Raw genomic sequence first — 26,097 nt, 5'->3', positions numbered from 1 at the left:
GCGGCGCTCCTCATGCTGCCGGTACGAACAGGGCCGGGTCCACCATGGTGCGGTTGAGCATCACGCCCCAGTGCAGGTGCGGGCCCGTCACGCGGCCGGTGGCGCCCACGGCGCCCAGGCGCTGGCCGGTGGCCAGCACGTCGCCCACCTTCACGTCGATGGCGCTCAGGTGGCAGACCATGGACAGCAGGCCCTGGCCATGGTCCAGCCACACCGTGCCGCCGTTGAAGAAATACTCGCCCGTGTCGATCACGCGTGCCGGCAGGGGCGAGAGGATGGGCGTGCCCGTGGGCGCTGCGATATCCATGCCGCTGTGCGGGTTGCGCGCCTGGCCGTTGAACACCCGGCGCAGGCCGAACGAGCTGGAGCGGCGCCCCGGCACCGGCACACGCATGCGCAGCGAATCGAGCGCCTGGCCCGCGGGCTGCTCGGTGAAGGTGGCCATCACCAGCGCCTGGTGGTCGCGCTCGCGCTCGTAGCGCGCCTGGTCCTCGGGCGACAGGTCCACCGTGCGGGGCGACACGGTGAGGTGCTGCTCCTTGTACTTCTTGGGCGCCACGGTGTAGGGCAACTGCCGCGCCGCGCTGCCGCCGGCTGCGGCCACGGTGGCATGGGCCGGGCCGGGCACGGCCGCCAGCGGTATGCCCACCAGGGCGGTCCACCCGTGCGCGTCGCCCACCACCAGCACGGGCACCTGCTCGTTCTTGGCTCCCTGTGTGTGCACCACGGGCCGGGCCGCTGCCGGCCCCAGCGACAGGCGCGCCACGCCGCCCGGCACCAGCAGTGCCTGGGGCCACAGCGTGGGGGCCGCAGGCGTGGCCTGCGCCTTGGCGTGCGCGCCGGGCGCATGCAGGGCCAGCAGGCTGCCGCCGGCAGCGAGCAGGGCGGTGCGCCGGTTGATGAGCGGTGTATCGGCGGGGAAGAGAGGGCGCATGGAGAAGGGCACGGCTGTTCGGACCCGCAGCGAATCGCGGGCAAGAAAAAAACAGGCGCCATTGTGCCGCGTCATCTGGGGAATTCGGCCTACATGGGGCCCTTGGGGGCTCTTCAACAATCGCGCCATGCCCAAACCCGGTCGCACCGTGCGCGTCGCGCTCCTCACCTTCGTGGCCACGGCCGCCCTCGTGCTTTTTGCACTCAATTTCACGGCCGGCGAGAAAAAGATCCAGCACCAGTTGCCGCGCCTGTACAGCAGCGCCAGCCCGCAGTTCGAGCGCGCCATGGGCAGCCTGCTGGGCCCGGGCATCCTGCCGGGCAACGAGGTCAAGGAGCTGATCAACGGCGACCAGATCTTTCCGCCCATGCTCGCAGCCATCCGCTCGGCACAGAAGAGCGTGACCTTCGAGACCTACATCTACTGGTCGGGCGACATCGGCAAGCAGTTTGCCGACGCCCTGGCCGAACGCGCCCGCGCCGGCGTGCCGGTACACGTGCTGCTCGACTGGGTCGGCAGCGCCAAGATGGAGGAGAGCTACCTCACCGAGATGAAGGAGGCCGGCGTGCTGGTCGAGAAGTTCCACAAGCCCCACTGGTACAACCTGGCGCGCATGAACAACCGCACCCACCGCAAGCTGCTGGTGGTGGACGGGCAGGTGGGCTTTACCGGCGGCGTGGGCATTGCGCCGGAGTGGACGGGCAATGCCCAGGACCCCGACCACTGGCGCGATTCGCACTACCAGGTGCGCGGGCCGGCCGTGGCGCAGATGCAGGCCACCTTCCTGGACAACTGGCTCAAGGTCACGGGCAAGGTGGTACACGGGGACGCGTACTTTCCGCCCATCACTGCGCAGGGTACGCAGCGCGCGCAGATGTTCTCGAGTTCGCCGTCGAGCGGCAGCGAGAGCATGCAGCTCATGTACCACATGGCCATCACCGCGGCCGAGCGCAGCCTGGACCTGTCGGTGGCCTACTTCGTGCCCGACGACCTCACGCGGCAGTTGATGCTCGATGCCCTGAAGCGTGGCGTGCGCATCCGCCTCATCACGCCGGGCCCGCACACCGACACCGAGACCGTCAAGGCGGCCTCGCGCGCCACCTGGGGCCCGCTGCTGGAGGCGGGGGCCGAGATCCACGAATACCAGCCGAGCATGTACCACTGCAAGGTGATGATCGTGGACCAGCGCATGGTGTCGGTGGGCTCCACCAATTTCGACAACCGGTCCTTTCGCCTGAACGACGAGGCCAACCTCAATGTCTACGACACGGTGTTCGCCGAACGCCAGACCCGGGTGTTCGAGGACGACCTCAAGCAATCGAAGCGCGTGACCTTGGAGGACTGGCAGAACCGGCCGCTCAAGGAGCGCCTGTCCGAGCGCATGGCGGCGTTGCTGGAGTCGCAGCTGTAGGCATGCCGGCTGCGAGACCGACCACGCGTTTCGCTCACAGCTCGTTACTTCGTGGGCATGCGCTGCGGGCCTTCAGGAGGGTCCGCGTTTCTACAATTCCTCCCCTCAACAAGAGGGTGAGGGATTTCCATGGCACAGCGGCGAAGCATTCTGGCGGGCATATCGGCGTGGCTGGCGACTTCGCTCGCAGGGGCGCCGGGCAGTGTGTCCGCTGCGGACGGCACCACCGCAGGCCGGGCCGGCATCCACCCCTGGATCGACGCGGGCGACAAGGTGGTGGCCGATGTGATCGTCGATGGCAAGCGGGTCGCGCAGCTGGACCACCAGGCCACGCAGCCGGGGCTCAAGAAGCCGCCCGCGCTGGTGTTTGCGCTGCCCGTGGGGCTCAAGCGCATACGGCTCAAGGGGCAGGTCACCCAGGGGGGGAAGGCATCGTCCTTCGACAAGACCTGGACGGTGCGCGACATGGCGCCCTTCTCTGCACCGCTGTACGACCAGGGCAAGCCCTGGATCGAGCGCATCCGCGGCCTGGCCGCCAAGCTGGACGGCGCGGTGAAAATCGAAGCCGGCGATGGCGGCGCCAAGAAGAAGCCTGCCAAGGCTGCGTTTGCGGACCTGGAAAAGAGCCTGGGCGTGCCCCTGCCCCCGCTGGTGAAGGTGCTGGGCGACTGGCAGATCCAGATCGGTGACTCGTACTTCCTGTCGGCGGCTTCCATGCGCAAGGTCACCGATATGCTGCTCAGTGAAGGGGGTTACGAGCGCAAGGGCAAAGATGGGCTCGACACCATTCTTGCGCCCGACGTGCGCGCCCGCTACGACCGCAGCCTGGCCGTGTTCATCGAGGTGGGCGACGGCCTGGGCGCCCTGGGCTGGGACCCTGCAGGCGTCACCCCCGGCGAGGCGCCCAGCACCTGGGGTGACAAGGGCAACCCCGGCGCGAAGCCTGGGGCGCCGGGCGAGGGCGTGTGGTACTGGCTGCACCAGGGCCACATCGGCCAGCCCGAGCTGCTGCTGGACGACGACTACCGCCCCAAGACCGCCGAGGCCGCGCTGACCCATGTGTTCCAGCGCTTCGCACTGTCGCAGGTGGAACTGGCCGAGTCGGAAGACGACCTGGAGGTCGATACCGCCAACCCGCGCCCCAACCTGCTGCAGCTGCACTTCGACGGGCCGCGCAAGCCGCGCCTGTGGCTGCGCAGCTACGACTACCACTACAGCCTGTATTGAGGGCGCAGAAGGCGGGCTGGCTAGCCCCGCCTGCCGTGTCATATCTGGATACCTTGTGCTCTGCGCGCCGTGGATGCTGCTTCCTACAATCGCGCCTTCACAAAAACTGAGAGGGTGAGGGATTCCATGGCACGAGGGCGGCGGCGGATGTTGGCGGGCATGGTGGCCTGCGTGGTGGCTGCGTGGGCGGGCATGCACGGCGTGGCCGGTGCAGCGGGGCTGGAGATGTCGGCAGGCAAGGCCGGCATCTACCCCGAACTGGCGGTGGGGGACCGCGTGGTGGCCGATGTGATCGTCGATGGCAAGGTGGTGGCCAAGCTCGACTACCAGGCCGCCAAGGCCGGTGCCGCACCGTCTGCGGCGCTGGTGTTCCCCTTGCCCGCGGGCACGAAGCGCGTGCGCCTGCGCGGCCAGGCCACGCTCAAGGGCGCGGTGGCGCCTTTCGACAAGGCCTGGAAGGTGCGCGACCTGGGGCGCCTGTCGGCACCGCTGTACGACGCCAACAGGCCCTGGATCGAACGCATCCGTGGCCTGTCCAAGGTGGTCGCGGAAGGGGTCTCCGTCGAGCGCATCGACAGCAAGGCCATGAAAAAGCCCGCCAGCGCCCTGTTTGCCGACATCGAGAAAAGCCTGGGTGCGCCCTTGCCGCCGCTGGTCAGGGTGCTGGGGGACTGGAAGGTCGATACTGGCCACTCCTCCGGCTTCGTGACGGCTGCGGGCATGGCCAAGGTGACGGACATGCTGGTGAATGCGCGCAACCACGAGCTCAAGGGCCCGCGGGGACTGGACCGCTTGCTGGACCCTGCGCTGCGCGCCCGCTACGACCGCAGCCTGGTGGTGTTTGAGGACATGAACAGCGGCATGGGTGCCCTGGCCTGGGACCCGGCAGGCATCGTGGCCGGCGAGACGCGCGGCACCTGGAAGAACGGCAACAACCCGGTGGCCCGCCCCGGCCCGGCGGGCCAGGGGGTGTGGTTCTGGATGAGCGAGAAGAACCTCGACCAGTCACCCCGCCTGCTGCTGGACGACGAGCTGCGCCCCATGGGCGCAGATGCCGCGATGACCCATGTGTTCGAGTGCTTCGTGCTGAACTATGAAAGCTCGCCCGAGAACGACGGTGAACTGGTGGTGGACACCGCCACGCCCAAGGGCAGCCAGCTGGGGCTGGGTTTCGAGGGGCCCGGCCAGCCCCGCCTGTCTTTGAGCAACTACGACTACCACGACTGCCTGTACTGAGGATGGGCCACGGCTGTCGTGAGACAGTGGGTTCACCCTTGCCAAGTGCTTCTCACACGGACGGGTGTTTGACCAAATGGCCGGGTAGGGGCTGCAGACGGTGCCGCCGCACGGCAAGGCGCATCGACTATCGTTGCCGTGGAAGGGGGATCGGCATCCGCTGTTCACTGAGCTGCGCGCCACGCATGGTGTACGAAACGGGCGCGCCCCAGGCCAGTGCCCCCGCGCAAGGGCCGCCCCGCCGCGCTGGGGGCGTCCCCCTCCCGACTCGCGCAGCGAGTCGAGAGAGGGGTGAAGGCGCGAAGCGACTCACGGGGTGTTTCACTTCAGTGCTTCACGAACTCGTAGGTGACGGCTTCGCTGTCCACCATGTCCAGCACTTCGTGCAGCGCGTCTTCGTCTTCGGTGCTGCTCCACAGCTCTTCGGGGTCGGTGGCGAAGAGCGGTTCGATGGCGATGTCCATGAACCGGCCATCGGGCAGGCTCAGCACGGGCGTGCCTTCGGAGGTCTCGACCAGCTCCCAGTCTTCGGGCACGGACATTTCGACTTCGATGGTGACTTTGAGCTTCTTGTTTGCCATGGAATTTTTCCTGTTGGGTTGGGATGGTGGATGCGGGCAGGGTAACCGCATTCGGCCTGGTCCGCGGTGACATCGCGTACCGGTGCTGCATCCCCGGCGGGACACGGCGTGCTGGCAGAGCAGGTGCCTGCTGTATCCTTTTGTTGCGAACCGCCCGCGCAGACGCCGCGGTCGCGTGCAGCCCCGTCCCTTTGTCTCTCTTCTTTCTCCCCTACCTTCGGAGTGCTCTGAAATGATCGCCAAGAAAGTACTCGCCCTGGCCGCCGCGGCCGTGGTTGCCACCCTGTCCCTGAGCCAGGCCGCCCAGGCCGGCCCGCGGCTGGACAAGATCATGGAGACCAAGGTGCTGCGCGTGGGCACGCCGGGTGATTACAGGCCGTTCGCCATCAAGACCGACGCCGGCCTGTCGGGCCACGACATCGACGTGATCGAGGCCATGGCCAAGGAGCTGGGCGTGAAGATCGAGTACGTGCAGACCTCCTGGCCCAAGCTCATGGCGGACCTGCAGGCCGACCAGTTCGACATCGCCGTGGGCGGCATCACGCGCAATGTGGCGCGCATCCGCCTGATCGAGATGCTGCCGGGCTACGCGCCCTTCGGCAAGGTGGCCCTGGTGCGCTCGGCCGAAAAGGCCAAGTACAACACCGTGGACGACCTGAACAAGCCCAATGTGCGCGTGATCAAGAACCCCGGCGGCACCAACGAGACCTTCGTGCTGCAGAACCTCAAGACCGCGCAGGTCAGCACGCACGAGAAGAACGCCGAGATCCCGGGCCTGATCGCTGAGGGCAAGGGCGACGTGATGATCACCGAGACCTACGAGGCCCTGGTCTACAGCAAGGCCGACCCGCGCCTTCACGCCGCCTTCATCGACGCACCGCTCACGCCCAAGAGCTACCTGGGCTTCATGCTGCCCAAGGACGATGCGGACTACACGCGCGTGATGAACTTCGTGTGGGGCCAGATCGACAGCCGGGGCATCCTCAAGGGCGCTTCAGACAAATGGCTGAAGTAATCAGCTAGTTTCACCGGGCTGGCGTGGGCCCGGTGAATCCTGCCATCAAGCCTGAGCGATGGCCTTGGCGCGGTAGCTCTCGCTGCCTTCGGCCCAGCCCAGCAGGCGGTCGATATTGGGATGCTTGCCCGGGAAGGCCTTGGCATCGGCCACGTGCTCGGCATACCACTCGAGGCCCAGGGCGGCCGCCTTGGGTGTGATGCTGCCGCTATAGAGCGCGGCCAGGGCGGAATACACCACCAGCGAGCCGGTCTGGCCGGGCTTGTTCTCGATGGTGGCGATCACCTGGCCATCGGCGCCCAGCAGTTGCAGGGACGCGAGGTGCGAGGCGGAGGGCAGTTGCTGGAGGCGGGCGGCGAAATTCATGTGGGGAATCGGTCCGGGTTGACGGTGGAAAACCGCCGATCTTAGAGCCCCTGCGCGCGCCGCAACTCCACTCCTGCGATCAGTGCTTGGTCGGAAGCTTCATCGAATCATCGACCGGCGTCTCGGTGTGCATCACGCACTGCCAGCGCCCGTCGGCCTGGATCCAGGTCGAGCTGTCGTGCATCACCTGTTCGGTCGTCTTGGCCTTGTCGTCGCGCGGCGCCACGCCCTGCTTCACGCGGTAGGTCAGGATGCCCATGGCGTCAGTCGGAAATTCCACCTGCATGTCGCTGAACTCGAAGGCGGTGACCACCATCGGGCCTTCCTGGGCCATTTTGCCGTACATGGCGCGGTCGAACTTGAGCGCACCGTGGCTGCTGACCATCATCGCGGGCTCGGCCAGCAGGTCGGTGGCGGCGCCGACGTTCTCGTCGACCATGGCTTGCCAGAATTGGGTTTCCAGATCGATGAGGGTCTGGCGAGGGGCGGTTGTCGTGGGCATGGGACCTCCGTTGTTTCACGAACAAGGGTCCATGGTGCGCCGTGGCGGCCTCTGCTGGCATCGGCTGGAGGCGACGGGGCAGGTAGGGGTTGGCTGACAGCAGCGAACGCCAATCCTGTCCGTCACAAGCCCCATGAAGCACAAAGGCGCCCAGGGCGCCTTTGTCGATGTGAAGAGCCTGCTTACTTGCCCCAGGAGTCCTTCAACCCCACCGCCAGGTTGAACACCGGCTTGCCCGGCTCATGGTCCACCCGGTCGGCGACGAAGTAGCCGTGGCGTTCGAACTGGAACTTGTCGTCCTTGTGGGCGTGGCCCAGCGAGGGTTCCACGATGGCCGCCACGGTCTTCAGGCTGTTCGGGTTCAGGCCTTCGATGAAGTCCTTGCCGCCCGCGTCGGGCTGGGCTTCGAGGAACAGGCGGTCGTAGATGCGCACTTCGGCTTGCACGCCGTCGGCCACGCCCACCCAGGTGATGGCGGCCTTGACCTTGACGCTGTCGGCGCCGGGGGTGCCGCTCTTGGTGTCGGGCACCACGGTGGCCAGCACCTCGGTGATCTTGCCGTCGGCATCCTTGGTGCAGCCGGTGCACTCGATGACGTAGCCGCCCTTGAGGCGCACCTTGTTACCCGGGAACAGGCGCTTGTAGCCCTTGGGCGGCACTTCCTCGAAGTCCTCGCGCTCGATCCAGACCTCTTTGCCGATGGTGAAGTGGCGCTCGGGGCTCTCCACGCCTTCGGGGGGGTGGGGCAGCGAGGGCAGGGAGCAGGGCTCCAGGTGGCCGGCGCCCATGACCTCGTCCCAGTTGGTGAGCACCAGCTTGACGGGGTTGAGCACGGCCATGCCGCGGAAGGCCTTGAGCTCCAGGTCTTCGCGCAGGCAGCCTTCCAGCGTGCTGTAGTCGATCCAGCTGTCGCTCTTGGTTACGCCGATGCGCTCGGCAAACACCTGCAGCGATTCAGGCGTGTAGCCGCGGCGGCGCAGGCCGACGATGGTGGGCATGCGCGGGTCGTCCCAGCCGCTGACCTTGTGGTCGTACACCAGCTGGGCGAGCTTGCGCTTGCTGGTGATCACGTAGGTGAGGTTCAGGCGCGAGAACTCGTACTGGCGCGGGGGCGGGTTGCCCAGCAGGCCGCCTTCGGTGAGGCGCTCCAGCAGCCAGTCGTAGAAGGGGCGCTGGTCTTCGAACTCCAGCGTGCACAGGCTGTGGGTGATCTGCTCGAGCGCGTCCTCGATGGGGTGGGCGTACGTGTACATCGGGTAGATGCACCAGGTATCGCCGGTGTTGTGGTGGGTTGCGCGGCGGATGCGGTAGATGGCCGGGTCGCGCATGTTGATGTTGGGGCTGGCCATGTCGATCTTGGCGCGCAGCACCATGGAGCCGTCTTCATGCTCGCCGTTGCGCATTTCGTGAAAGCGCTTCAAGTTCTCGGCCGGCGTGCGGCTGCGGAACGGGCTGTCCACCCCGGGCTTGCCGAAGTCGCCGCGGTTGGCGCGCATCTGCTCCACGGTCTGCTCGTCCACGTAGGCGTGGCCGGCCTCGACCAGGTACTCGGCCGCGCGGTACATGAAGTCGAAGTAGTCACTCGCCTGGTAGGGCGCGGCGTCGGCGCTGCCGTTCCAGTCGAAGCCCAGCCATTTCACGGCATCGATGATGCTGTTGACGTACTCGGTGTCTTCCTTTTCAGGATTGGTGTCGTCGAAACGCAGGTGGCACACGCCGCCGTAGTCGCGCGCCAGGCCGAAGTTGATGCAGATGCTCTTGGCGTGGCCGATGTGCAGGTAGCCATTGGGCTCGGGCGGGAAGCGCGTGCGGATCCTGGCCGGGTCGGGCTGGCCCTTGGCGTGGTGGGCGGCGTCGCCCGGCGTGCCACCCCATTGGCGGCTGGCGTAGGTGCCCTTGTCCAGGTCGTTTTCGATGATCTGGCGCAGGAAATTGCTCGTCTTTGCGGTCTCAAGGGCCGCTTCGGGTACTGCGGCAGGGGTATTTGCTGGGGTGGACGTGGTCATTGGCCCATTTTAGGGGGAGGCCGGGCCGTCTGCTGCAGTGCAGCGTGCCCGGCCTTGCCGGCAGGCACCAGGCGCCTCCCATGGACCCGGGCTGCGCGGCGATTTGTAACACCACGGACCGCCCGAAAGTGGGCCGAGAAAGCAGGCAAGCGCCCGCCAGGCCTGCGCCGGAGCGGCTTGGTGTGAACTATTGCGCAGGAGTGCGCACTCACGTGTACGTAAAGAAACAATAAAGATGGTCTTTCGTGCCATCCTTTCGGACATCTGGTGCGTTGAGTACCAGTGAGGCGAATCCCAACCAAGGGGGCCGCCTCCACTACTAGGAGATTTCCATGACGAAAACCCGTTCTATCCAGTCCATGGCCGCTGCCGCTGGTGTGGCCCTGGCGCTCTTCGCAGCTGCCGGCTCCGCCCAGGCCCGCAGCGATGTCAATTGGTCGATAGGCCTGAGTTCGCCAGGTGTGGTGGTGGGCGTGGGCAACGGCTACCCGGTGTACTCGGCCCCGGCGCCTGTCTACTACGCGCCGCGCCCGGTGTACTCGGCACCAGCGCCGGTGTACTACGCACCGCCCCCACCGGTGTACTACGCACCGCCCCCGCCCGTGTACTACTACCGCGGTGGTGGCCACGGCCATCGCCACCACGGTCATGGCCACGGCCATGGCCGCTGGGACCGCTGACCTGCTGCGCGTGGCTTGCCCGTGAGGGCGGCCAAGCCTCTTACCACCCCTTGCGGGGTGGCGCGGGGCCCTGTGCGACGGTGGCGGGCACCGCATAATCCGGCGTTGGCAGGAAGCGTTTTGGCGCTTCCACCACGGCTTGCCTGGCAAATGATCGGCAGGCCCATCCCAACGCCCGGAGAGTTGCTGCACCATGTCGTCTGCCCAGAAGAAAACCGTTTTTGTCCTGAATGGCCCCAACCTGAACCTGCTGGGCACGCGCGAACCCGCCGTGTACGGCGCGCACACCCTGGCAGATGTCGAGCAGATGTGCGCCGAGGCCTGCGAGCGCCATGGTTTTGCGTTGCGCTTTCACCAGAGCAACCACGAAGGCGCCCTGATCGACTGGATCCACGAGGCCGGCCGCCTGCACGCTGCCGGCGAACTGGCAGGCGTGGTGATCAATGCCGGCGCCTACACGCACACCAGCGTGGCCCTGCACGATGCGACCAAGGGCACAGCCATCACGCTGATCGAGCTGCACATCAGCAACGTGCATGCGCGCGAGGCCTTCCGCCACCACTCCTACATCGCCGCAGCGGCCAAGGCCGTGATGTGCGGCTTTGGCGTGCGCGGCTATGCACTGGCCATCGACGGCCTGGCGGGCATGTGATGGCCGCTGGGGACGACGACGAGGATCCGAACCCCGCAGCCCCTGCGCGTGAGGTCGTCCGCCTGCCGTCCCCCGAGATCGACCGCCTGCGCGCCCTGGCGCAGCGCCACACCACGCCCTGCGGCAGTGGCGAGACCGTGTGGCACAGCTGGGGCGAGGCCCGGGCCGATGCCGCCCCGCCGCTGGTGCTGCTGCATGGCGGCAGCGGCAGCTGGACGCACTGGGTGCGCAACATTGAACCCCTGGTTGCCGCCGGCCGCCAGGTCTGGATACCCGACCTGCCGGGCTTTGGCGACTCGGCCACCCCGCCCACGGGCGGCGATGCCGATGCGCTGGTCGAGCCCATGGCCGACGGTCTGCGCGCCCTGTTCGGGCCGCGGCCGGTGGACTTGGTGGGCTTTTCCTTTGGCGGGATGACGGCGGGGCTCATGCTGGCAGCCCACCCCGAACTGGCGCGCCAACTGGTGGTGGTGGGCGCCCCGGCCATGGGCGTGGTGCCCGAGCGGCCCGTGCGCCTGAAGGGCTGGCGCCACCTGCCGCCCGCCGAGCAGCTCGACATGCACCGCTACAACCTGGCCGCGCTGATGCTGCACGACCCGGCCCTGGTCGAGGGCCTGGCGCTCGAAGTGCACGTGGGCAATGTGGTGCGCGACCGCATGACGCGCCGCCGCCTGGCGCGCACCGACATCCTCGCCCGCTCGCTGGCCCAGGTGGGCTGCCCGGTGCACGCCATTTACGGCGAAGCCGACGCGCTGTACCAGGGCTGGATCGGCCAACTGGAGGGTGCGTACGCCGCTGCCGCGCCTGATTTTCGCGGCATGGCCATGGTGGCCGATGCCGGCCACTGGGTGCAGTTCGAGCGGCCCGAGGCGTTCTTGCAGGCGCTGCTGGCGGCACTGGCCGATGGTGCGGTGGGCAGGGGCTGAGATGGCTGACGACACGCTTCCCCTCGTTCCACCCAAGGCGCCACTGCCTGCCGGGACGCCCGAGGCCGCGCCGCGCCCACCCCGCCCGCCGCAGGAGGCACCGCGCGTCAACGGCCAGGTCGCCGTGCTGCAGGTGGACGAGCGCGAGGTCGAGATCAGCGCCATGCGCGCCCAGGGAGCCGGCGGGCAGAACGTCAACAAGGTATCGAGCGCCGTGCACCTGCGCTTCGACATCGCCGCGTCTTCGTTGTCCGAAGGCGTGAAGGAGCGCCTGCTGGCCCTGCGCGATTCGCGCATCACCCAGGAGGGCGTGGTCGTCATCAAGGCCCAGCAGTACCGCAGCCAGGAGCAGAACCGCGCGGATGCGATGGAGCGGCTGAATGCCCTGGTCAACACCGTGGCCGCGCCGCCAAGGGTGCGAAGGGCGACCAAGCCGACCTATGGGTCCAAGCAGCGGCGGCTGGAAGGCAAGAGCCAGCGCAGTGCGACGAAGGCGTTGCGGGGGCGGGTGGTGGATTGAGCGGCGCGACCCGGCGCCTGGCACGAACCAGACCGTTTTGCCCCAACTCGGGGACGTTGCGCGGGCAGGTGGGCGCTACGCCATGGATCATCTGAAAAAAATTCCGCACGGAATCTGATTCGGGAGATTGCTACAGTCCTGCTGTGCCGGGATGTTGAACCGGTGGAGTGGTGCAATGAGCGGAGCAGTAGAGCGCAGCCTGAAGGTTCTCGAGTACCTGGCCGAACATCCTGAAGGAAGCGCGGTGTCGGCGCTTGCCGGCCGGTTGGAGCTGCCCTTGTCTGCAGCCCACCGTCTACTGGCCGACCTGATCCGCTACGGTTATGTGGCGCAGGACCCCCATGATGGCCACTACCGGCTCACCACCAAGATGGTGTCGATCGGGCTCGCCTACCTGAGCCGAACGGGAGTCGTCGATCTGGCGCAGCCGCTGCTCGACCAACTGGCGAGCGTTTCCGGGGAGCTGGTGCGCCTTGCTGTCGTGGATGGAGAAGAACTCATCTTCGTCGCCAAGGCGCAGGGTGCCCGCCGCGGTTTGCGGTATGACCCCGACATGGGCCTGTCGGTCACGCTGGCATGCAGTGCCGCGGGCCATGCCTGGCTGTCCACGTTGCCGAAAGACGATGCGCTGTCCCTGGTGGCGCGAAAAGGCCTGTGGGATCCCCGTGCCTTTGGCCCGAATGCACCAACTTCCATTGCAGCCGTGATGGACTATGTGAATGCAGCCCGTGACAAAGGCTACAGCACGATTGTCGAGGTCTTTTCCCCTGGCATGACGGCCATGGCTGCGCCGGTGTTTGGCGCCGACGGGGTTGCGGTCGGAGTGGTCACTATCGCCGGACCCATGGTGCGACTGACCGAGCAGCGCATGGCAAAGCTGGGCCCCGACATCCTGTCGACGGCGGCAGAGGTTTCACGGGCCAGTAGCGCTTCCGCGCTGTTTCGCAAGCGCCACTGAAAAGGATTGGCCATGCCCTTGACCTTGTCCCCCTGGACCGGAGGTGCCCTCTAGCCCTTTGAAAAGTGTTCTCAAGTGTAAAAAGGAAAGAGTTTCCATATTGGAAAATGTTTCCATTTTGTTTAGTATGCGTTGGCGGACGGGGGAGACCTTCGTTCCGACAAACGCAGAACCACACAGGAGACAACTTTGAACACTTCGGCACGCGCCCTGCATCTGGCGGGCATGCTTTCAGCGATCTTGATTGGATTGGCGGGTTGTGGCGGCGGCGACTCCGACCCGCAAACGGTGGTGGCCCCCAGCATCGACCCGTACTACAACGTGTGCCGCGGGGTCGATCCGGCCTGCTACAACGACTGGGGTGCCTTCGCCAACACCCCCAACCGGGTACTGATCTATTCGCGCACGGCGGGGCCGCGCCACGCGAACCTGGGTACCCCGATGGCCGCCGGGCTCAATCCGGCGATGAATGCGGACAACGTCATGCAGGCGGGCCTCAAGCGGATGTTCGAGGAAGCGGGCATTGCCGCAGACTGGACGGAAGACGTCACGGTGATCGCCAACCGCATCAACAACTACAAGGCGGTGGTGTTCGCCAGCTCCAACCGCGATACGCTGTGGAACGAAGCCGTCACCACCAGCAACGATGCCGCCCGCACCGCGCTGCGCAACTACATGCGGCGCGGGGGCGGCTTCGTGGGCTTGCACAACGCGTTCGGGGCCGAATACAACTGGCCGTACTACGAGGGCTTGCTGGGCAACGCCAACTTCTACAACCATGCCCCCAACCGCAATGGTGACGTGCAGATCCTGGCGGACGACCCTTCCACCCAGGGTGTGCCGGCACGGTTCGCGTTCCAGGACGAGTGGTACAACCTCACGCCGTTTCCGACGAACGTGAAGTTCCTCGCGAAGGTGGACACCGCCACGCTCGATCCGCTGACCGCCAGCCCGCATCCGGGCCACAAGGACTTCCACCCCGTCGCCTGGTGCCAATACTACGACGGCGGCCGGGCCTGGCTCACCACGCTGGGCCATAACACGCACTCGTTCCAGGCCAACTCCGAAGGACCGGGCGCCCAGGCGTTTCAAAAGCTCGTCGTCCAGGGCGTGAAGTCCGTCATGGGACTTACTCCGTTCTGCACCGCGACCAAGTAGCCCGCCGGGTTCCATCTGCAAGGAGACATCGATGCACAAGAAACTCACCACGGCTGTGTCGCTCACGGCAGTGGCATTGGCCACGGGCGCCTTCCTGCACGGGTGCGGGGGAAGCAATGGCGGCCCTGCAAACGCTGCTGGCGCAGCGGCAGACCTGCAGAACTGCTGTACTGCGGGAGACAAGGACTTCCCGAAGGTCGGCGGCAACCTGGGCAACCAGAACTACTCGGCGCTGGCGCAGATCGGCAAGCAGAACGTCGCCAATCTGGGGGGCGCATGGACCAACCGGATCGAAGGGGGGCTGAACACCGGAACCAACCAGAGCACCACGGTGGTGGTCGATGGCGTGATCTACATTGAATCGGCGCTGGGCAATGTGATTGCCGTGGACGGCAAGACAGGCGCCACCAAGTGGAAATGGACCACGCCGTACGGCGTGATCACCCGCCGCGGCGTGGCCGTGGCCAAGGACCTTGGCCTGGTCTACACCGTCGCCAACGGCAACCGCCTGGTGGCGCTGAACAAGGACACAGGCGCGGTTGCCTGGATCAAGCAGTACCCGACCGACGCCACCGACCCGAACTACCTGGGGGCCGTGCAAAAGGTGGCCATCGTGTACCACAACCGCCGGTTGCACGTGGGCACCAACGACGGCAACCGCGGGGCGGCTTTTGCCGCCGATGCCACGAACGGCAATGTGCTGAACTATTTCTGGGGCATACCACGCCAGGGAGAGCGTGGCTATGAAACCTGGGGCGGTGCGGAAGAGGCCAAGCGGACCGGGGCCACGCCATGGATCCACCCCGCCGTGGACCCCGAACTCAACCTTGTGTACTGGACCTTCGGCAACGTGCGCGGCGGTTCGTCGCAGGACGGCTCGGAGCGGCCTGGGCAGAACCTTTTTTCCAACTCGATCGTCGCTCTGGACCTGACCACCGGCGCCTACAAGTGGCACTTCCAGTCGGTCCATCACGACATCTGGGACATGGACAACGTGATGTCCCCCGTGCTGGCGGATGTGCAGATCGAAGGGCGCGAGCGCAAGGTGGTGATCTACGGAAGCAAGACCGGGATGTACTACATCCTGGACCGCAAGGATGGCAGTGCGCCGCTGGGAATCGAAGAGCGGCCCGTGAAGCAGGACGCGCGCCAGGCCACCTGGCCGACGCAGCCGTATCCCAAGCAGGGTGGCTTCACCGAGTTGTGCGTGGTGCAGCAACCCCTGGGCACGGAGGTGCCCGGCGATCCCAACCGTGCGGTGCCCAACTACCAGACCGGCTGCCTCTTCGATCCGCACTGGGACATACCGATCCTGTCCATGCCGGGCCATGGCGGCGGCGCCAACTGGAACCACCAGTCGTTCAGCCGCTCCACGGGACTGGTCTACACGGGCATGGGGTACGTAGGTGCCGCGCATTCGCTCAGCGAATCCAGCAATGGCCTGCGGCCACCCGGCTCGTACGTGACCGGTGCGGTGGTGGCCGTCGACCCGAGCACCAACCTGGTCCGCTGGAAAAAACAGATGCCGTACTCGCTGGCACACGGCAATGGAATCCTGACCACGGCCTCCAACCTGCTGTTCATCGGTCAGCCGGACGGAAACCTGCTGGCGATGGAGGCCGAGAACGGACGGGAGCTGTGGCGCTTCCAGACCGGCGCGTCGATCAGCGCCAGCCCGGTCACCTACCAGATCGACGGCGAGCAGTATGTTGCCGTGTATGCCGGCGGCACGTCCATCCCGTACAGCGATGCGCCGCGGGGCGACCACCTCTGGGCCTTCAAGGTGGGCGGCACCGTCGCACCGGCGCCCGCGCCCATTCCACCACAGGTACGCCGCCCCGTGTCCGGTAACCCTGTGGAGGGTGCCGCTTTGCCAACGCCCAATACCGTCATCCTGGGCCGCATCCCCACGGCGACCAATGCGCCGGGGGCGGTGGAGTCCGGTGCGGTGAACGCGGTGACGCCAACCTGGATGCGCGTGCCCGCCAACACGACGGTGACGTTCACCAACCCGGCCGACAACACCGGCGTGCACTGCGCAACGCAGTTCTTCGAAGGGCGCTTCAACTTTCGCCTGGCCCCCGGTCAGTCCGCCCAGCATACGTTCGACAAGCCCGGTGAGTACTTCTACAACGACTGCTACAGTCCGCGCTCCACGGGCAAGGTGGTGGTCTACTGAGGCGAATTCCCATTCACCAGCCCGCCAACTGACGGGGACACTCCAACGCATCCTTCGGGATGCGTTTTTCTTGGGGCGTGTCAGCGTGTCAGGGCCTTCATTGGCGCCAAAATCGCAACAATCCGTTTGACACCCGGGGCTTGGTCTCGGCCGTGGTAAGTCCTACAGTACCTCTCAGACCCTAGAGAAAGTACGCCCTATGTCCGCCACCACCCAAGCCCCTTCTTCGTCGCCTGCCACCGTGCCCGCCCTGTTCGTATCGCATGGCGCGCCGCTGTTCGCCATCGATGCCGGCACCACCGGCCCGGCGCTCACGCAGTGGGGGCAGGGGCTGCGGGCGCAGTTTCCGGGGTTGCGCGGGGTGGTGATCATGTCGCCTCACTGGATGGCGCGCAGCCCGCAGGTGATGACCGGGCCGCAGCCGGCCACCTGGCATGACTTTGGCGGTTTTCCGCAGGCGCTGTACCAGCTGCAGTACCCGGCCCCGGGCTCGCCTGCGCTGGCGCAGGAGGTGCTCTCGCTGTTGCAGGCCGCTGGCGTGGCTGCGCAGGGCGATGCCGCGCGGCCCTTCGACCATGGCGCCTGGGTGCCGCTGATGCATCTGTTCCCCGATGCCGACCTGCCCGTGGTGCAGGTGGCCCTGCCTGCGGGCGCGGGCCCGGCCGAGGTGTATGCGCTGGGCGCGGCGCTGCGCGGGTTGCGCAGCCAGGGCGTGCTGGTGGTGGGTTCGGGCAGCATGACGCACAACCTGTCGGAGTTCTTTGGCGGGGCGCGCGAGCCGGCGCCCTATGTGCTGGAGTTCAGCCGCTGGATCGAAGGCGCGCTGGCCCGGGGCGACATGCAGGCGCTGCTCAACTACCGCAGCCAGGCGCCGCACGCCACGCGCGCGCACCCCACGGAAGACCACTTTTTGCCCATCTTCTTCGCGCTGGGCGCGGCGGGCGATGACCGGCAGCCGCAGTACCTGAGCCGCGAGGTGATGTACAGCATGTTGTCCATGGATGCCTTTGCCCTCCAGCCCGCTGCACACTGAGCGACGAACAAACCTCTTCTGGCGTCGTTGCTGCGTCTTGCCGTACTTGCAGTACTGTCTGCGACGCAGCGCCTAGCCAGAACCGCTTCGCTGAGCTTTGTTCGCCGCTCTCCGGCATCCCTTCAATATCAAGATTCATGACTACACCTCAACTGCCGCTGACCTACCTGCACCGCCCCGCCACCGCCGGCACCCCCGAGCCCTGGCTGCTGGTGCTGATGCACGGCGTGGGCAGCAATGAGCAGGACCTGTTCGGCCTGGCGCCGCATGTGCCCGGGCGCTTCCACGTGCTGAGCCTGCGTGCGCCGTTTCGCATGGGGCCGGGTGCCAATGCCTGGTTCGAGTTCTCGGTGGCGCCCAACGGCGACCGCACCATCAACGAGCCACAGGAGCTGCAAAGCCGCGCGCTGGTGGCCCAGGCGGTCGAGGCCGCTGCGACCCAACTGGGCGTGCCGGCCAGCCGCGTGGTGGTGGGCGGGTTCAGCCAGGGCGGCATCATGTCGCTGTCGCTGCTGCTCACCCAGCCTGCGCTGCTGCAGGCCGCCATGGTGTGGCACAGCCGCCTGCTGCCCCAGGTGCTGCCCGTGGCCGCGCCGGCTGCTGCGCTGCAGGGCAAGCAGCTATGGGTGAGCCATGGCACGCAGGACAACGTGATCCCGCTGGTGCAGGCGCATGCCATCCGCGAGCACTTCGCGCAGTTGCCCGTGACCCTGAACTACCGCGAGTTCCCGGGCATGCACGAGATCCGCCCGGCCGAGCTGGCCGCTACGGTGGACTGGTTGCAGACCTTGTAGGAATCTCCCGCGTGCTGCGGGCGCTGTTGCGTGGGTGCAGCGTGCCCATGACGAAAACAGGGCGTTACCTCTTGCCGGAACCTAAAGGGTTTCCAATGGTCAGGCCATGACCCGGGCCGCTGCGTTGGCCGCACCCCGGCCCATGACGCAAGGACCCCTGCATGCCCGATCCAGTGCTCGACCACGACCGCGATTTCTCCGAACTGCGCAGCGACCAGCGTCCGGCACCGCCGCGCAGCGGGGGCGGTGCCACAGCGGTGGTGGCGACCGTGTTGGTCGTGGCCCTGGTCGGCGCGGGCTATGCCTGGTGGCGCTGGCAGGCCGGCAATGCCCCTGCCGAACGGGCCACCAGCGCCGCGCCGCCTGAAGCCGCGGCCCCGGCATCGGCCCCCGTCGCCGCGGCATCGGAGCCCGCCGGTCCGCAGAACCTGATCGATCCCCTGGCCCCGGCCGAAGCGGCCACGCTGCCCGACCTGGCCGAGTCCGATGCGGCCGTGGCCCAGGCGTTGACGGAGCTGTTGGGCCAGCCTTCGGTGGGCTCGTTCCTGCAACTCGACGGCTTTGTGCGCCGCGCGGTGGCCACGGTGGACAACCTGCCGCGTGCCCAGGCGCCATCGCGCATGTGGCCGGTGCAGCTGGCGCCGCGCCGCTTCAGCGTGGAGGGCGTGCCGGGCACCCACGGGCAACTGGCCATTGCAGGCGGCAATGCCGGGCGCTACAGCGCCTTCGTGGCCTTTGCCGAGGCCATCCCCGTCGACCAGGCGGTGGCCTTGTATGCGCGGCTGTACCCGCTGTTCCAGCAGGCGTACGAAGAGCTGGGCTATCCGGGCAAGTACTTCAACGACCGCCTGGTGGCCGTGCTCGACCACCTGCTCAAGACCCCCGAGCCCACCGGCCCGCTGCTGGTGGAACTGACCGAGGTGAAGGGCGAGGTGTCCTCCACCCGGCCCTGGGTGCGCTACGAGTTTGTGGACCCGCAGCTGCAGGGCCTGTCCAGCGGGCAGAAGATGCTGGTGCGCATGGGCCCGGACAACGAAAAGCGCCTGAAGGCCCGCCTGGCCGAGTTCCGCAAGCGCGTGGCCACGGGCGTAGGGCCCAAGGCCGTGGGCAAGGGCGCGCAGGCCAAGCCGCAGCAGGCCGCTGCGGCCAAGCCCGCTCCAGCAGCCAAGGTGCAGTGAGCGCCTGCTGACCTATTGCGCTACGCGCACGACGGTTTTCCCGAAGTTCTGCCCCTGCAGCACCCGGCGCAGCGCCTGCGGCGCGTTCTCCAGCCCGTCCATGATGTCTTCGCGCAGGCGCACCTGGCCCTGGGCGATCCAGGCGGCCATCTCGCGGCGAAAGCTGTCGAAGCGTTCGCCGTAGTGGTCCAGGATGATGAAGCCCTGCATGCGCACGCGCTTTTGCAGCAGCGTGGACGTGAGGCGGGGCAGACGGTCGGGCCCGCTGGGCGTGTTCTCTTCATCGTTGTAGTGCGCGATGAAGCCGCACACGGGCACGCGGGCGTGCAGGTTCAGGAGCGGCAGCACGGCATCGAACACCTCGCCGCCCACGTTCTCGAAGTACACATCGATGCCCTGCGGGCAGGCGGTTGCCAGGCGCTGTGCCAGGTCGGGCTCGCGCCGGTCCAGGCAGGCGTCGAAGCCCAGTTCTTCCACCGCATGGCGGCACTTGTCGGCGCCGCTGGCAATGCCCACCACGCGCGCGCCCTTGAGTTTTGCGATCTGGCCCACGATGGCGCCCACGGCACCGGTGGCCGCTGCCACCACCACCGTCTCGCCCGGCTTCGGTTGCCCGATGTCGAGCAGGCCGACATAGGCCGTGAAGCCCGGCATGCCCAGGCCGCCCAGGGATTGCGAGGGCTGCGCCGCATCGCCCAGCGCCAGCAGGTCGCTGCCGTCGGACAGGGCGTAGTCCTGCCAGCCGGCGTTGGCCAGCACCAGCTCGCCTTCACGGAACTGCGGGTTGCGTGAGGTGACGACCCGGCTCACCGTGCCGCCGACCATGGGCGCGCCGATCTCCACAGGCGGCGCGTAGCCCGGGCCGATGGGGTCCATCAGGTTGCGCATGTAGGGGTCGATGGACAGGTACAGCGTCTGCAGCAGCACCTGGCCCTCGGCAGGCTCGGGTACGGGCTGCGTCTCCAACCCGAAGTGCTTGGGTTCAGGCAGCCCTTGCGGGCGCGCGGCGAGTGTGATGCGGCGGTTGCTTGCCATGGTGCGTACTCCCCTGGATCAGGCGGCCGCGGCAGGCCGGGGGCCGTGGCGCAGCGTGAGCAGTGTGCCGAGCGTGAGGGCCGCCAGCGCGAAGGCCGGGCCGCCCAGGGCGCCCACATGGTCCACCATCAGGCCGCCGAAGATGGCGCCGCTGGCAATGGCGATCTGGAAGGCCGCCACCAGCAGCCCGCCCGCGCCCTCGGCCTGGTCGGGCGCGGCGCGCACGATCCAGGTCTGGAAGCCCACGGGGAAGGCGCCGAAGGCAAAGCCCCACAGGGTGACGGCCACGGCCGTGATGGCGGCCGACTGCCCTGCGACCAGCAAGGTGGCGGCGAGCACGGCGATGACGGCACCGCCGGCCACGATGGCCTGGCGCTCGCTGCGCCCGGCGATCCAGCCGCCCACGAAGTTGCCGAAGAAACCGCCCACGCCGTAGCCCAGCAGCACGGCCGTGATGGTGGCCACCGACAGGTGGGTGACCTGCTCCATCAGCGGGCGGATGTAGGTGAAGCCTGCGAAGTGGCCCGAGATGACCAGCAGCACGGCCAGCAACGCAACGCGCACGGGCGGGCGGCGCAGCAGCTCGCCCAGCACCTTGAGGTTGGGGTTGTCGCGCGGGGGCAGGGCGGGCAGGGCCACCAGTTGCACGGCCAGCGTGATCAGGCTGATGCCGCCGGCCGCGATGAAGGCGCTGCGCCAGCCCCACAGGTCGCCCATCCAGGCCCCGATGGGCGCCGCGCACACGGTGGCCACCGACACCCCGGTGAGGATGAAGGACATGGCCCGCGCAAACAGCGACGCCGGCACCAGCCGCATGGCCAGCGCGGCCGACATGGACCAGAAGCCGCCCAGCGCCACGCCCAGCAGCACCCGCGCCGCCAGTAGCGTGACCATGCTGCCGGCCAGGGCCGACATCAGGTTGGACAGCACCAGCAGCAGCGTGAAGGCGATCATCACCAGCCGCCGGTCGATGCGGCGCGTGAGCAGCGGCAGCGACGGGGCGGCCACGGCGGCCACCAGTGCCGTCACGGTTACGGCCTGGCCTGCGGCGCCATCGCTCACACGCAGGTCGCTGGCCATGGCGGTGAGCAGGCTGGCAGGCAGGAACTCGGCCGTGACCAGGCCGAACACCCCCAGGGCCATGGAGGCCACGGCGGCCCAGCGTGCCTCGGTGGGCTCGGGGGTGGAGTGCGGGGCGGGCGTGGCCTCGGCAACGACGGCACCGGTGGGCGCATCAAGGCAGGCGGAGCAGGAGGGAGAGGAGGACACGGGAAAGGCCTTGGGATGGATGGAAAGCCATCGTAGGGATAAGATGTCGGCGTTTCCATGCCCTAAAAGCCGAGATGCTTGACTTTTTATCCAAGCCATTCAACCAGGTGCCTCAGCAGCCGTTCGCGGACCCGCCGGACCTGCTGACCCAGATCCTGCTCGGCCTGCGCCTGGATGGCGTGGAGTATGGCCGCTGCGTGCTGCACCCGCCATGGGCCATTGCCTTCCCGGCGCAGCGCTCGGCGCGCTTTCACTTCGTGGGCCATGGCGGCGCCTGGCTGCGCACGCCGGGTACCGACTGGCAGCGCCTGAACCCGGGCGACGCGGTGCTGCTGCCGCACGGCAGCTTCCACGTGCTGGCCAGCTCGCCCGACGTGCCGCCGGTGGACATCGATTCGCTGGCGCGCAAGGCCGTGTCCGAGAACATCTACCTGGTGGACGGGCGCGATGCCAATAACGCGCACCTGGGCGCCGCCGTGGCGCCGCCCCCGCCGCAGGCGCCCGACGTGATGTTCTGCGGGGCGCTGCGCTTCAACCTGGACCCGCTGCACCCGCTGATGGCCATGATGCCCGAGGTGATGATGGCCGGCGACCTGGCGCGGCGCGACACCACCGTGCCGGTGCTGCTCGATGCCATGGAGCGCGAGGTGGAGCAGGACCGCATGGGCGCCTGCGCCATCCTCGCGCGCCTGGCCGATGCGCTGGCCGCCAGCATCATCCGCGCCTGGGTGGAGTGCAGCTGCAACAACCCCACGGGCTGGATCGCGGCGGTGCGCTGCCCGCGCATCGGCAAGGTGATCGCCGCCATCCACGCCGACCCCGAGCGCGACTGGAACGTGCCGCTGCTGGCCGACCTGATGGGCGCCTCGCGCTCGAGTTTTTCCGAATCGTTCACGCGCACCATGGGCGAGAGCCCGGCGCGCTACGTGGCCAAGGTCAAGATGTCGCAGGCGCGCCGCTGGATCGCGCGCGACGGCATGCGCGTGGCCGTGGCGGCCAACCGGCTGGGCTATGAGTCCGAGGCCTCGTTCAGCCGGGCGTACAAGCGCATCATCGGGCACCCACCGAGCACGGCGCGCGCGCAATGAGGGAGGCGGCTGCGGGTTCTATGCCTTGGGCAGCGGCAGCGCCGTCTTGTAGCGCACCTGCTTGAGCGCAAAGCTCGAGCGGATCTTTTCCACGCCGGGTATGGGGGCCAGCCGCTCCAGGATGAAACGCTCCAGCGCACCGATGTCGGGCACGGCCACGCGGATCAGGTAGTCGCTGTCGCCGCTCATGAGGTAGCACTCCATCACCTCGTCGTGCTCGGCGATGCGCTGCTCGAAGTCGCCCAGCGCCTCCTTGCTCTGCGTCTTCAGGCTGATGCTGATGAAGACGTTGAGCCCCAGGCCCAGGGCGGCCGCGCTGGCCAGGGCCACGTAGCGGCTGATGACGCCCGCGGCCTCCAGCGCCTTCACGCGCGCCAGGCAGGGCGAGGGCGACAGGTGCACGCGCCGCGCCAGCTCCACGTTGGACAGGGAACCGTCGGCCTGCAGCTCGGCCAGAATGCGCAAATCCAGGGTATCCAGCTTCATGTGCTGCAGTGTAGGTGGTTTGCCGCAGGAAATGCTGTGACAGAGGCTTTTGTGGGCCAAAACGGCATCCCATTCGGGGCGGCAATGGCTACAGTTGCGGCATGAACGCCCCCACCGCCCCCCACCACCTGCTCATGCCTGCATCGGCCACCGTGTTGGCTGACACGGATCCCCAAGAAACCGCCGAATGGCGCGATGCCTTCCTGGCCCTGGTCGCGACCGAGGGACCGGAGCGCGCGCGCTTCATGCTGCAGGAAATGGTGCGCCTGGCGCGGGCCCAGCGCGTGGGCTGGCATCCCGACCTGAACACGCCGTACGTGAATACCGTGGCGGTGCAGGACCAGCCCGTCTTCCCCGGTGACCTGGCCATCGAGGAGCGCGTGGCCTCCATCGTGCGCTGGAACGCGCTGGCCATGGTGGTGCGTGCCAACCAGGCCTATGGCGAGCTGGGCGGCCACATCGCGAGCTACGCCAGCGCGGCCGACCTGTTCGAGAGCGGCTTCAACCACTTCTTTCGGGCCCGCGAAGGCCTGGGCGAGGGGCAGCACCGCGGTGACCTGGTGTTCTTCCAGCCGCACAGCGCGCCGGGCGTGTATGCGCGGGCGTTCCTGGAAGGCCGCCTGTCCGAGCAGGACCTGATGCACTACCGCCAGGAGCTCACGGCGCCGGGCGCGGGCGCGCAGGGCCTGTCGAGCTACCCGCACCCCTGGCTGATGCCGGACTTCTGGCAGTTCCCCACCGGGTCGATGGGCATCGGTCCCATCAGCAGCATCTACCACGCGCGCTTCATGCGCTACCTCACGCACCGCAACCTGCTCGACTGCTCGGCGCGCAAGGTCTGGGGCGTGTTCGGCGATGGCGAGATGGACGAGCCCGAGAGCATGAGCGCGCTGACCCTGGCCGCGCGCGAGGGCCTCGACAACCTGGTGTGGGTGGTCAACTGCAACCTGCAGCGCCTGGATGGCCCGGTGCGCGGCAACGGCCGCATCATCGACGAGCTGGAGCGCCTGTTCGCCGGCGCGGGCTGGAACGTGGTCAAGCTCGTGTGGGGCAGCGACTGGGACGGCCTGTTCGCCCGCGACCTGACCGGTGCGCTGGTGCGCACGCTCGAAGGCACGGTGGACGGCCAGATGCAGACCTTTGCGGCCAAGGACGGGCGCTTCAACCGCGACAACTTCTTCGGCCAGAACCCCGAGCTCGCGGCTCTGGCCCAGGGCATGACGGACGAGCAGATCGACCGCCTGAAACGCGGTGGGCACGACCTGGTGAAGATCCACGCAGCGTATGCCGCGGCCGCGCGCCACCAGGGCCAGCCCACGGTGATCCTGGCGCACACCAAGAAGGGCTACGGCATGGGCACGGCCGGCCAGGGCAAGATGACCACGCACAGCCAGAAGAAGCTGGACGAGACCGACCTCATCGAGTTCCGCAACCGCTTCAACCTGCCCCTTACCGACGAGCAGGCCACCAGCCTGGCCTTCTTCAAGCCCGCGGAAGACAGCCCCGAGATGCGCTACCTGCGCAGCCACCGGCAGAACCTGGGCGGCTACCTGCCGCGCCGCGACACCACCTGCGAGGCGCTGCCCGTGCCCGCCATCGAAAGCTACGCGCAGTTCGCGCTGCAGCCGCAGTCCAAGGAGATGAGCACCACCATGGCCTTCGTGCGCATGCTGGGCGGCCTGCTCAAGGACGCCACGCTGGGCCCGCGCATCGTGCCCATCGTGGCCGACGAGGCGCGCACCTTCGGCATGGCCAATCTGTTCAAGCAGGTCGGCATCTACAGCAGCGTGGGCCAGCGCTATGCGCCCGAGGACATCGGCTCGGTGCTGAGCTACCGCGAGGCACTCGACGGCCAGATCCTCGAAGAGGGCATCAGCGAGGCCGGCGCCATCGCCAGCTGGACGGCTGCGGCCACCAGCTACACGGTGCACGGCCTGGCCATGCTGCCGTTCTACATCTACTACTCGATGTTCGGCTTTCAGCGCGTGGGCGATGCGATCTGGGCCGCCGCCGACCAGCGCGCGCGCGGCTTTTTGCTGGGCGCCACGTCGGGCCGCACCACGCTGGGTGGCGAGGGCCTGCAGCACCAGGACGGCAGCAGCCACCTGGTGGCCGCGACCATCCCCAACTGCAAGGCCTACGACCCAGCCTATGCGGGCGAGATGGCCGTGATCATCGACGCCGGCATGCGCGAGATGGTGACCGAGCAGCGCGACGTCTTCTACTACGTCACGCTGATGAACGAGAACTACGCCCAGCCCGACCTGCCCGTGGATGCGGCCGAAGGCGTGCTGCGCGGCTGCTATGTGTTCCAGCGCTTCGAGGCCGAAGGCGCTGCGGCGGCCACGGCCCGCCAGGTGACGCTGCTGGGCTCTGGCGCCATCCTCACCGAGGTGGTGAAGGCTGCGCAGCAGCTGGCCGCCGAGGGCATCACCGCCACCGTGGTCAGCGTGACCAGCTGGAGCGAACTGGCGCGCGATGGCGTGGCCTGCGAGCAGCGCGCCATTGCAGGAGAAACAGATAAGCCGGGTACCCCCTGGCTTGCAGCACAGCTGGCCGCCACAAGCGGACCGGTGATTGCTGCAACCGACTATGTGCGCGCCGTGCCCGAGACGGTGCGGGCCTTCATTCCCGAGGGGCGCAAGTACATGACCTTGGGGACCGATGGCTTTGGGCGCAGCGATACGCGGGCGGCGCTGCGGGAGTTCTTCGGGGTGGATGCGGCAGCGGTGGCGAAGGCCGCGAAGTTTGCGCTGGGGGCCACGGCAGCGCGTTGAGCCCTCTGCAGGCCGTTGTAAAGCATGCTCTTTCAGGGCGGCAAGCGTGGTGCGCTACGCTTGCCGCCCTGGTGTTTTTTTGCGCT

24 protein-coding genes are annotated in these 26,097 nt (G+C 67.7%); 16 read left to right on the top strand and 8 right to left on the bottom strand.

What is annotated here, in order from left to right; all coding sequences use genetic code 11:
- Positions 1 to 10 precede the first annotated feature (10 nt).
- A complete protein-coding gene (locus tag AC07PF_RS29565) occupies positions 11 to 934 on the bottom strand; it encodes a peptidoglycan DD-metalloendopeptidase family protein (protein ID WP_494614281.1) in 924 nt (307 codons plus the stop codon).
- A gap of 127 nt (positions 935 to 1,061) precedes the next feature.
- Between AC07PF_RS29565 and AC07PF_RS29560 the strand changes: the two genes are divergently transcribed.
- From AC07PF_RS29560 to AC07PF_RS29550, 3 genes are all read left to right on the top strand, one after another.
- Positions 1,062 to 2,345 carry a phospholipase D-like domain-containing protein gene (locus AC07PF_RS29560; protein ID WP_494614280.1) on the top strand — a complete coding sequence of 428 codons (1,284 nt, stop codon included), beginning with the start codon at positions 1,062 to 1,064 and terminating at the stop codon, positions 2,343 to 2,345.
- Between the two features lie 129 nt (positions 2,346 to 2,474).
- A complete protein-coding gene (locus tag AC07PF_RS29555) occupies positions 2,475 to 3,572 on the top strand; it encodes a hypothetical protein (protein WP_494614279.1) in 1,098 nt (365 codons plus the stop codon).
- A 126-nt stretch (positions 3,573 to 3,698) separates the two neighbouring features.
- The gene (locus AC07PF_RS29550; protein WP_494614278.1) at positions 3,699 to 4,808 is read left to right on the top strand and encodes a hypothetical protein; all 1,110 of its coding nucleotides are present in this window, start codon (positions 3,699 to 3,701) and stop codon (positions 4,806 to 4,808) included.
- A 326-nt stretch (positions 4,809 to 5,134) separates the two neighbouring features.
- On the opposite strand, the gene AC07PF_RS29545 is transcribed toward AC07PF_RS29550, so the two are convergent.
- Positions 5,135 to 5,389, bottom strand: a complete 255-nt coding sequence (locus tag AC07PF_RS29545) for a hypothetical protein (RefSeq protein WP_145699119.1) — start codon at positions 5,387 to 5,389, stop codon at positions 5,135 to 5,137.
- A gap of 232 nt (positions 5,390 to 5,621) precedes the next feature.
- On the opposite strand from AC07PF_RS29545, the gene AC07PF_RS29540 reads away from it, so the two are divergent.
- Positions 5,622 to 6,404, top strand: coding sequence for a transporter substrate-binding domain-containing protein (locus AC07PF_RS29540; protein WP_494609816.1), 783 nt, complete (start codon positions 5,622 to 5,624; stop codon positions 6,402 to 6,404).
- Positions 6,405 to 6,449: 45 nt separating this feature from the next.
- Here the strand turns inward: AC07PF_RS29540 and AC07PF_RS29535 are convergent, their stop codons facing one another.
- From AC07PF_RS29535 to AC07PF_RS29525, 3 genes are all read right to left on the bottom strand, one after another.
- Positions 6,450 to 6,770, bottom strand: a complete 321-nt coding sequence (locus tag AC07PF_RS29535; protein WP_007854880.1) for a DUF2322 family protein — start codon at positions 6,768 to 6,770, stop codon at positions 6,450 to 6,452.
- Between the two features lie 79 nt (positions 6,771 to 6,849).
- Positions 6,850 to 7,272: a nuclear transport factor 2 family protein gene (locus tag AC07PF_RS29530; protein WP_007854881.1), complete on the bottom strand. Its 423-nt coding sequence runs from the start codon at positions 7,270 to 7,272 to the stop codon at positions 6,850 to 6,852.
- Positions 7,273 to 7,454: 182 nt separating this feature from the next.
- The gene (locus AC07PF_RS29525) at positions 7,455 to 9,278 is read right to left on the bottom strand and encodes a glutamine--tRNA ligase/YqeY domain fusion protein (protein ID WP_494614277.1); all 1,824 of its coding nucleotides are present in this window, start codon (positions 9,276 to 9,278) and stop codon (positions 7,455 to 7,457) included.
- A 332-nt stretch (positions 9,279 to 9,610) separates the two neighbouring features.
- Here AC07PF_RS29525 and AC07PF_RS29520 point away from each other — a divergent pair, with 332 nt between their 5' ends.
- From AC07PF_RS29520 to AC07PF_RS29475, 10 genes are all read left to right on the top strand, one after another.
- Positions 9,611 to 9,958 carry a hypothetical protein gene (locus AC07PF_RS29520; protein ID WP_007854883.1) on the top strand — a complete coding sequence of 116 codons (348 nt, stop codon included), beginning with the start codon at positions 9,611 to 9,613 and terminating at the stop codon, positions 9,956 to 9,958.
- Positions 9,959 to 10,151: 193 nt separating this feature from the next.
- On the top strand, positions 10,152 to 10,610 hold the full coding sequence (aroQ, locus tag AC07PF_RS29515) for a type II 3-dehydroquinate dehydratase (RefSeq protein WP_494614276.1): 459 nt from the start codon (positions 10,152 to 10,154) through the stop codon (positions 10,608 to 10,610).
- The gene (locus tag AC07PF_RS29510) at positions 10,610 to 11,536 is read left to right on the top strand and encodes an alpha/beta fold hydrolase (RefSeq protein ID WP_494614275.1); all 927 of its coding nucleotides are present in this window, start codon (positions 10,610 to 10,612) and stop codon (positions 11,534 to 11,536) included. The genes aroQ and AC07PF_RS29510 overlap by 1 nt, the downstream gene beginning before the upstream one ends.
- A gap of 1 nt (position 11,537) precedes the next feature.
- Positions 11,538 to 12,056, top strand: coding sequence for an alternative ribosome rescue aminoacyl-tRNA hydrolase ArfB (gene arfB / locus AC07PF_RS29505; RefSeq protein ID WP_494614274.1), 519 nt, complete (start codon positions 11,538 to 11,540; stop codon positions 12,054 to 12,056).
- 175 nt (positions 12,057 to 12,231) lie between these two features.
- Complete coding sequence (locus tag AC07PF_RS29500) at positions 12,232 to 13,014, top strand: IclR family transcriptional regulator (protein WP_007854887.1); 783 nt, start codon at positions 12,232 to 12,234, stop codon at positions 13,012 to 13,014.
- A gap of 189 nt (positions 13,015 to 13,203) precedes the next feature.
- Positions 13,204 to 14,172, top strand: a complete 969-nt coding sequence (locus tag AC07PF_RS29495; RefSeq protein ID WP_494614273.1) for a ThuA domain-containing protein — start codon at positions 13,204 to 13,206, stop codon at positions 14,170 to 14,172.
- A 31-nt stretch (positions 14,173 to 14,203) separates the two neighbouring features.
- Positions 14,204 to 16,351, top strand: coding sequence for an outer membrane protein assembly factor BamB family protein (locus AC07PF_RS29490; protein ID WP_494614272.1), 2,148 nt, complete (start codon positions 14,204 to 14,206; stop codon positions 16,349 to 16,351).
- A gap of 199 nt (positions 16,352 to 16,550) precedes the next feature.
- On the top strand, positions 16,551 to 17,384 hold the full coding sequence (locus AC07PF_RS29485) for a DODA-type extradiol aromatic ring-opening family dioxygenase (protein ID WP_494614271.1): 834 nt from the start codon (positions 16,551 to 16,553) through the stop codon (positions 17,382 to 17,384).
- Between the two features lie 137 nt (positions 17,385 to 17,521).
- Entirely contained in the window at positions 17,522 to 18,178 is a 657-nt protein-coding gene (locus AC07PF_RS29480; RefSeq protein ID WP_494614270.1) for an alpha/beta hydrolase, read from the top strand.
- Positions 18,179 to 18,339: 161 nt separating this feature from the next.
- Positions 18,340 to 19,356 (top strand): DUF3014 domain-containing protein, encoded by a 1,017-nt coding sequence (locus AC07PF_RS29475; RefSeq protein ID WP_494614269.1) that lies wholly within the window; start codon positions 18,340 to 18,342, stop codon positions 19,354 to 19,356.
- A gap of 12 nt (positions 19,357 to 19,368) precedes the next feature.
- Here AC07PF_RS29475 and curA read toward each other — a convergent pair whose 3' ends face one another.
- Together curA and AC07PF_RS29465 are read right to left on the bottom strand one after the other, a co-directional pair.
- Positions 19,369 to 20,391, bottom strand: coding sequence for an NADPH-dependent curcumin/dihydrocurcumin reductase (curA, locus tag AC07PF_RS29470; RefSeq protein WP_494614268.1), 1,023 nt, complete (start codon positions 20,389 to 20,391; stop codon positions 19,369 to 19,371).
- A gap of 18 nt (positions 20,392 to 20,409) precedes the next feature.
- Entirely contained in the window at positions 20,410 to 21,660 is a 1,251-nt protein-coding gene (locus tag AC07PF_RS29465) for an MFS transporter (protein ID WP_007854909.1), read from the bottom strand.
- A 74-nt stretch (positions 21,661 to 21,734) separates the two neighbouring features.
- Between AC07PF_RS29465 and AC07PF_RS29460 the strand changes: the two genes are divergently transcribed.
- Complete coding sequence (locus AC07PF_RS29460) at positions 21,735 to 22,748, top strand: AraC family transcriptional regulator (protein WP_494609829.1); 1,014 nt, start codon at positions 21,735 to 21,737, stop codon at positions 22,746 to 22,748.
- An 18-nt stretch (positions 22,749 to 22,766) separates the two neighbouring features.
- On the opposite strand, the gene AC07PF_RS29455 is transcribed toward AC07PF_RS29460, so the two are convergent.
- The gene (locus AC07PF_RS29455; protein WP_007854911.1) at positions 22,767 to 23,234 is read right to left on the bottom strand and encodes an Lrp/AsnC family transcriptional regulator; all 468 of its coding nucleotides are present in this window, start codon (positions 23,232 to 23,234) and stop codon (positions 22,767 to 22,769) included.
- 101 nt (positions 23,235 to 23,335) lie between these two features.
- Between AC07PF_RS29455 and mdeB the strand changes: the two genes are divergently transcribed.
- Positions 23,336 to 26,011 carry an alpha-ketoglutarate dehydrogenase gene (mdeB, locus tag AC07PF_RS29450; RefSeq protein ID WP_145699134.1) on the top strand — a complete coding sequence of 892 codons (2,676 nt, stop codon included), beginning with the start codon at positions 23,336 to 23,338 and terminating at the stop codon, positions 26,009 to 26,011.
- The last annotated feature ends 86 nt before the right edge of the window (positions 26,012 to 26,097 follow it).

Source organism: Acidovorax sp. GW821-FHT10A04 (genome assembly GCF_059415825.1).
The sequence above is the reverse complement of the archived record's forward strand: the minus strand, read 5'-3'. Positions and strand labels throughout refer to the sequence as shown.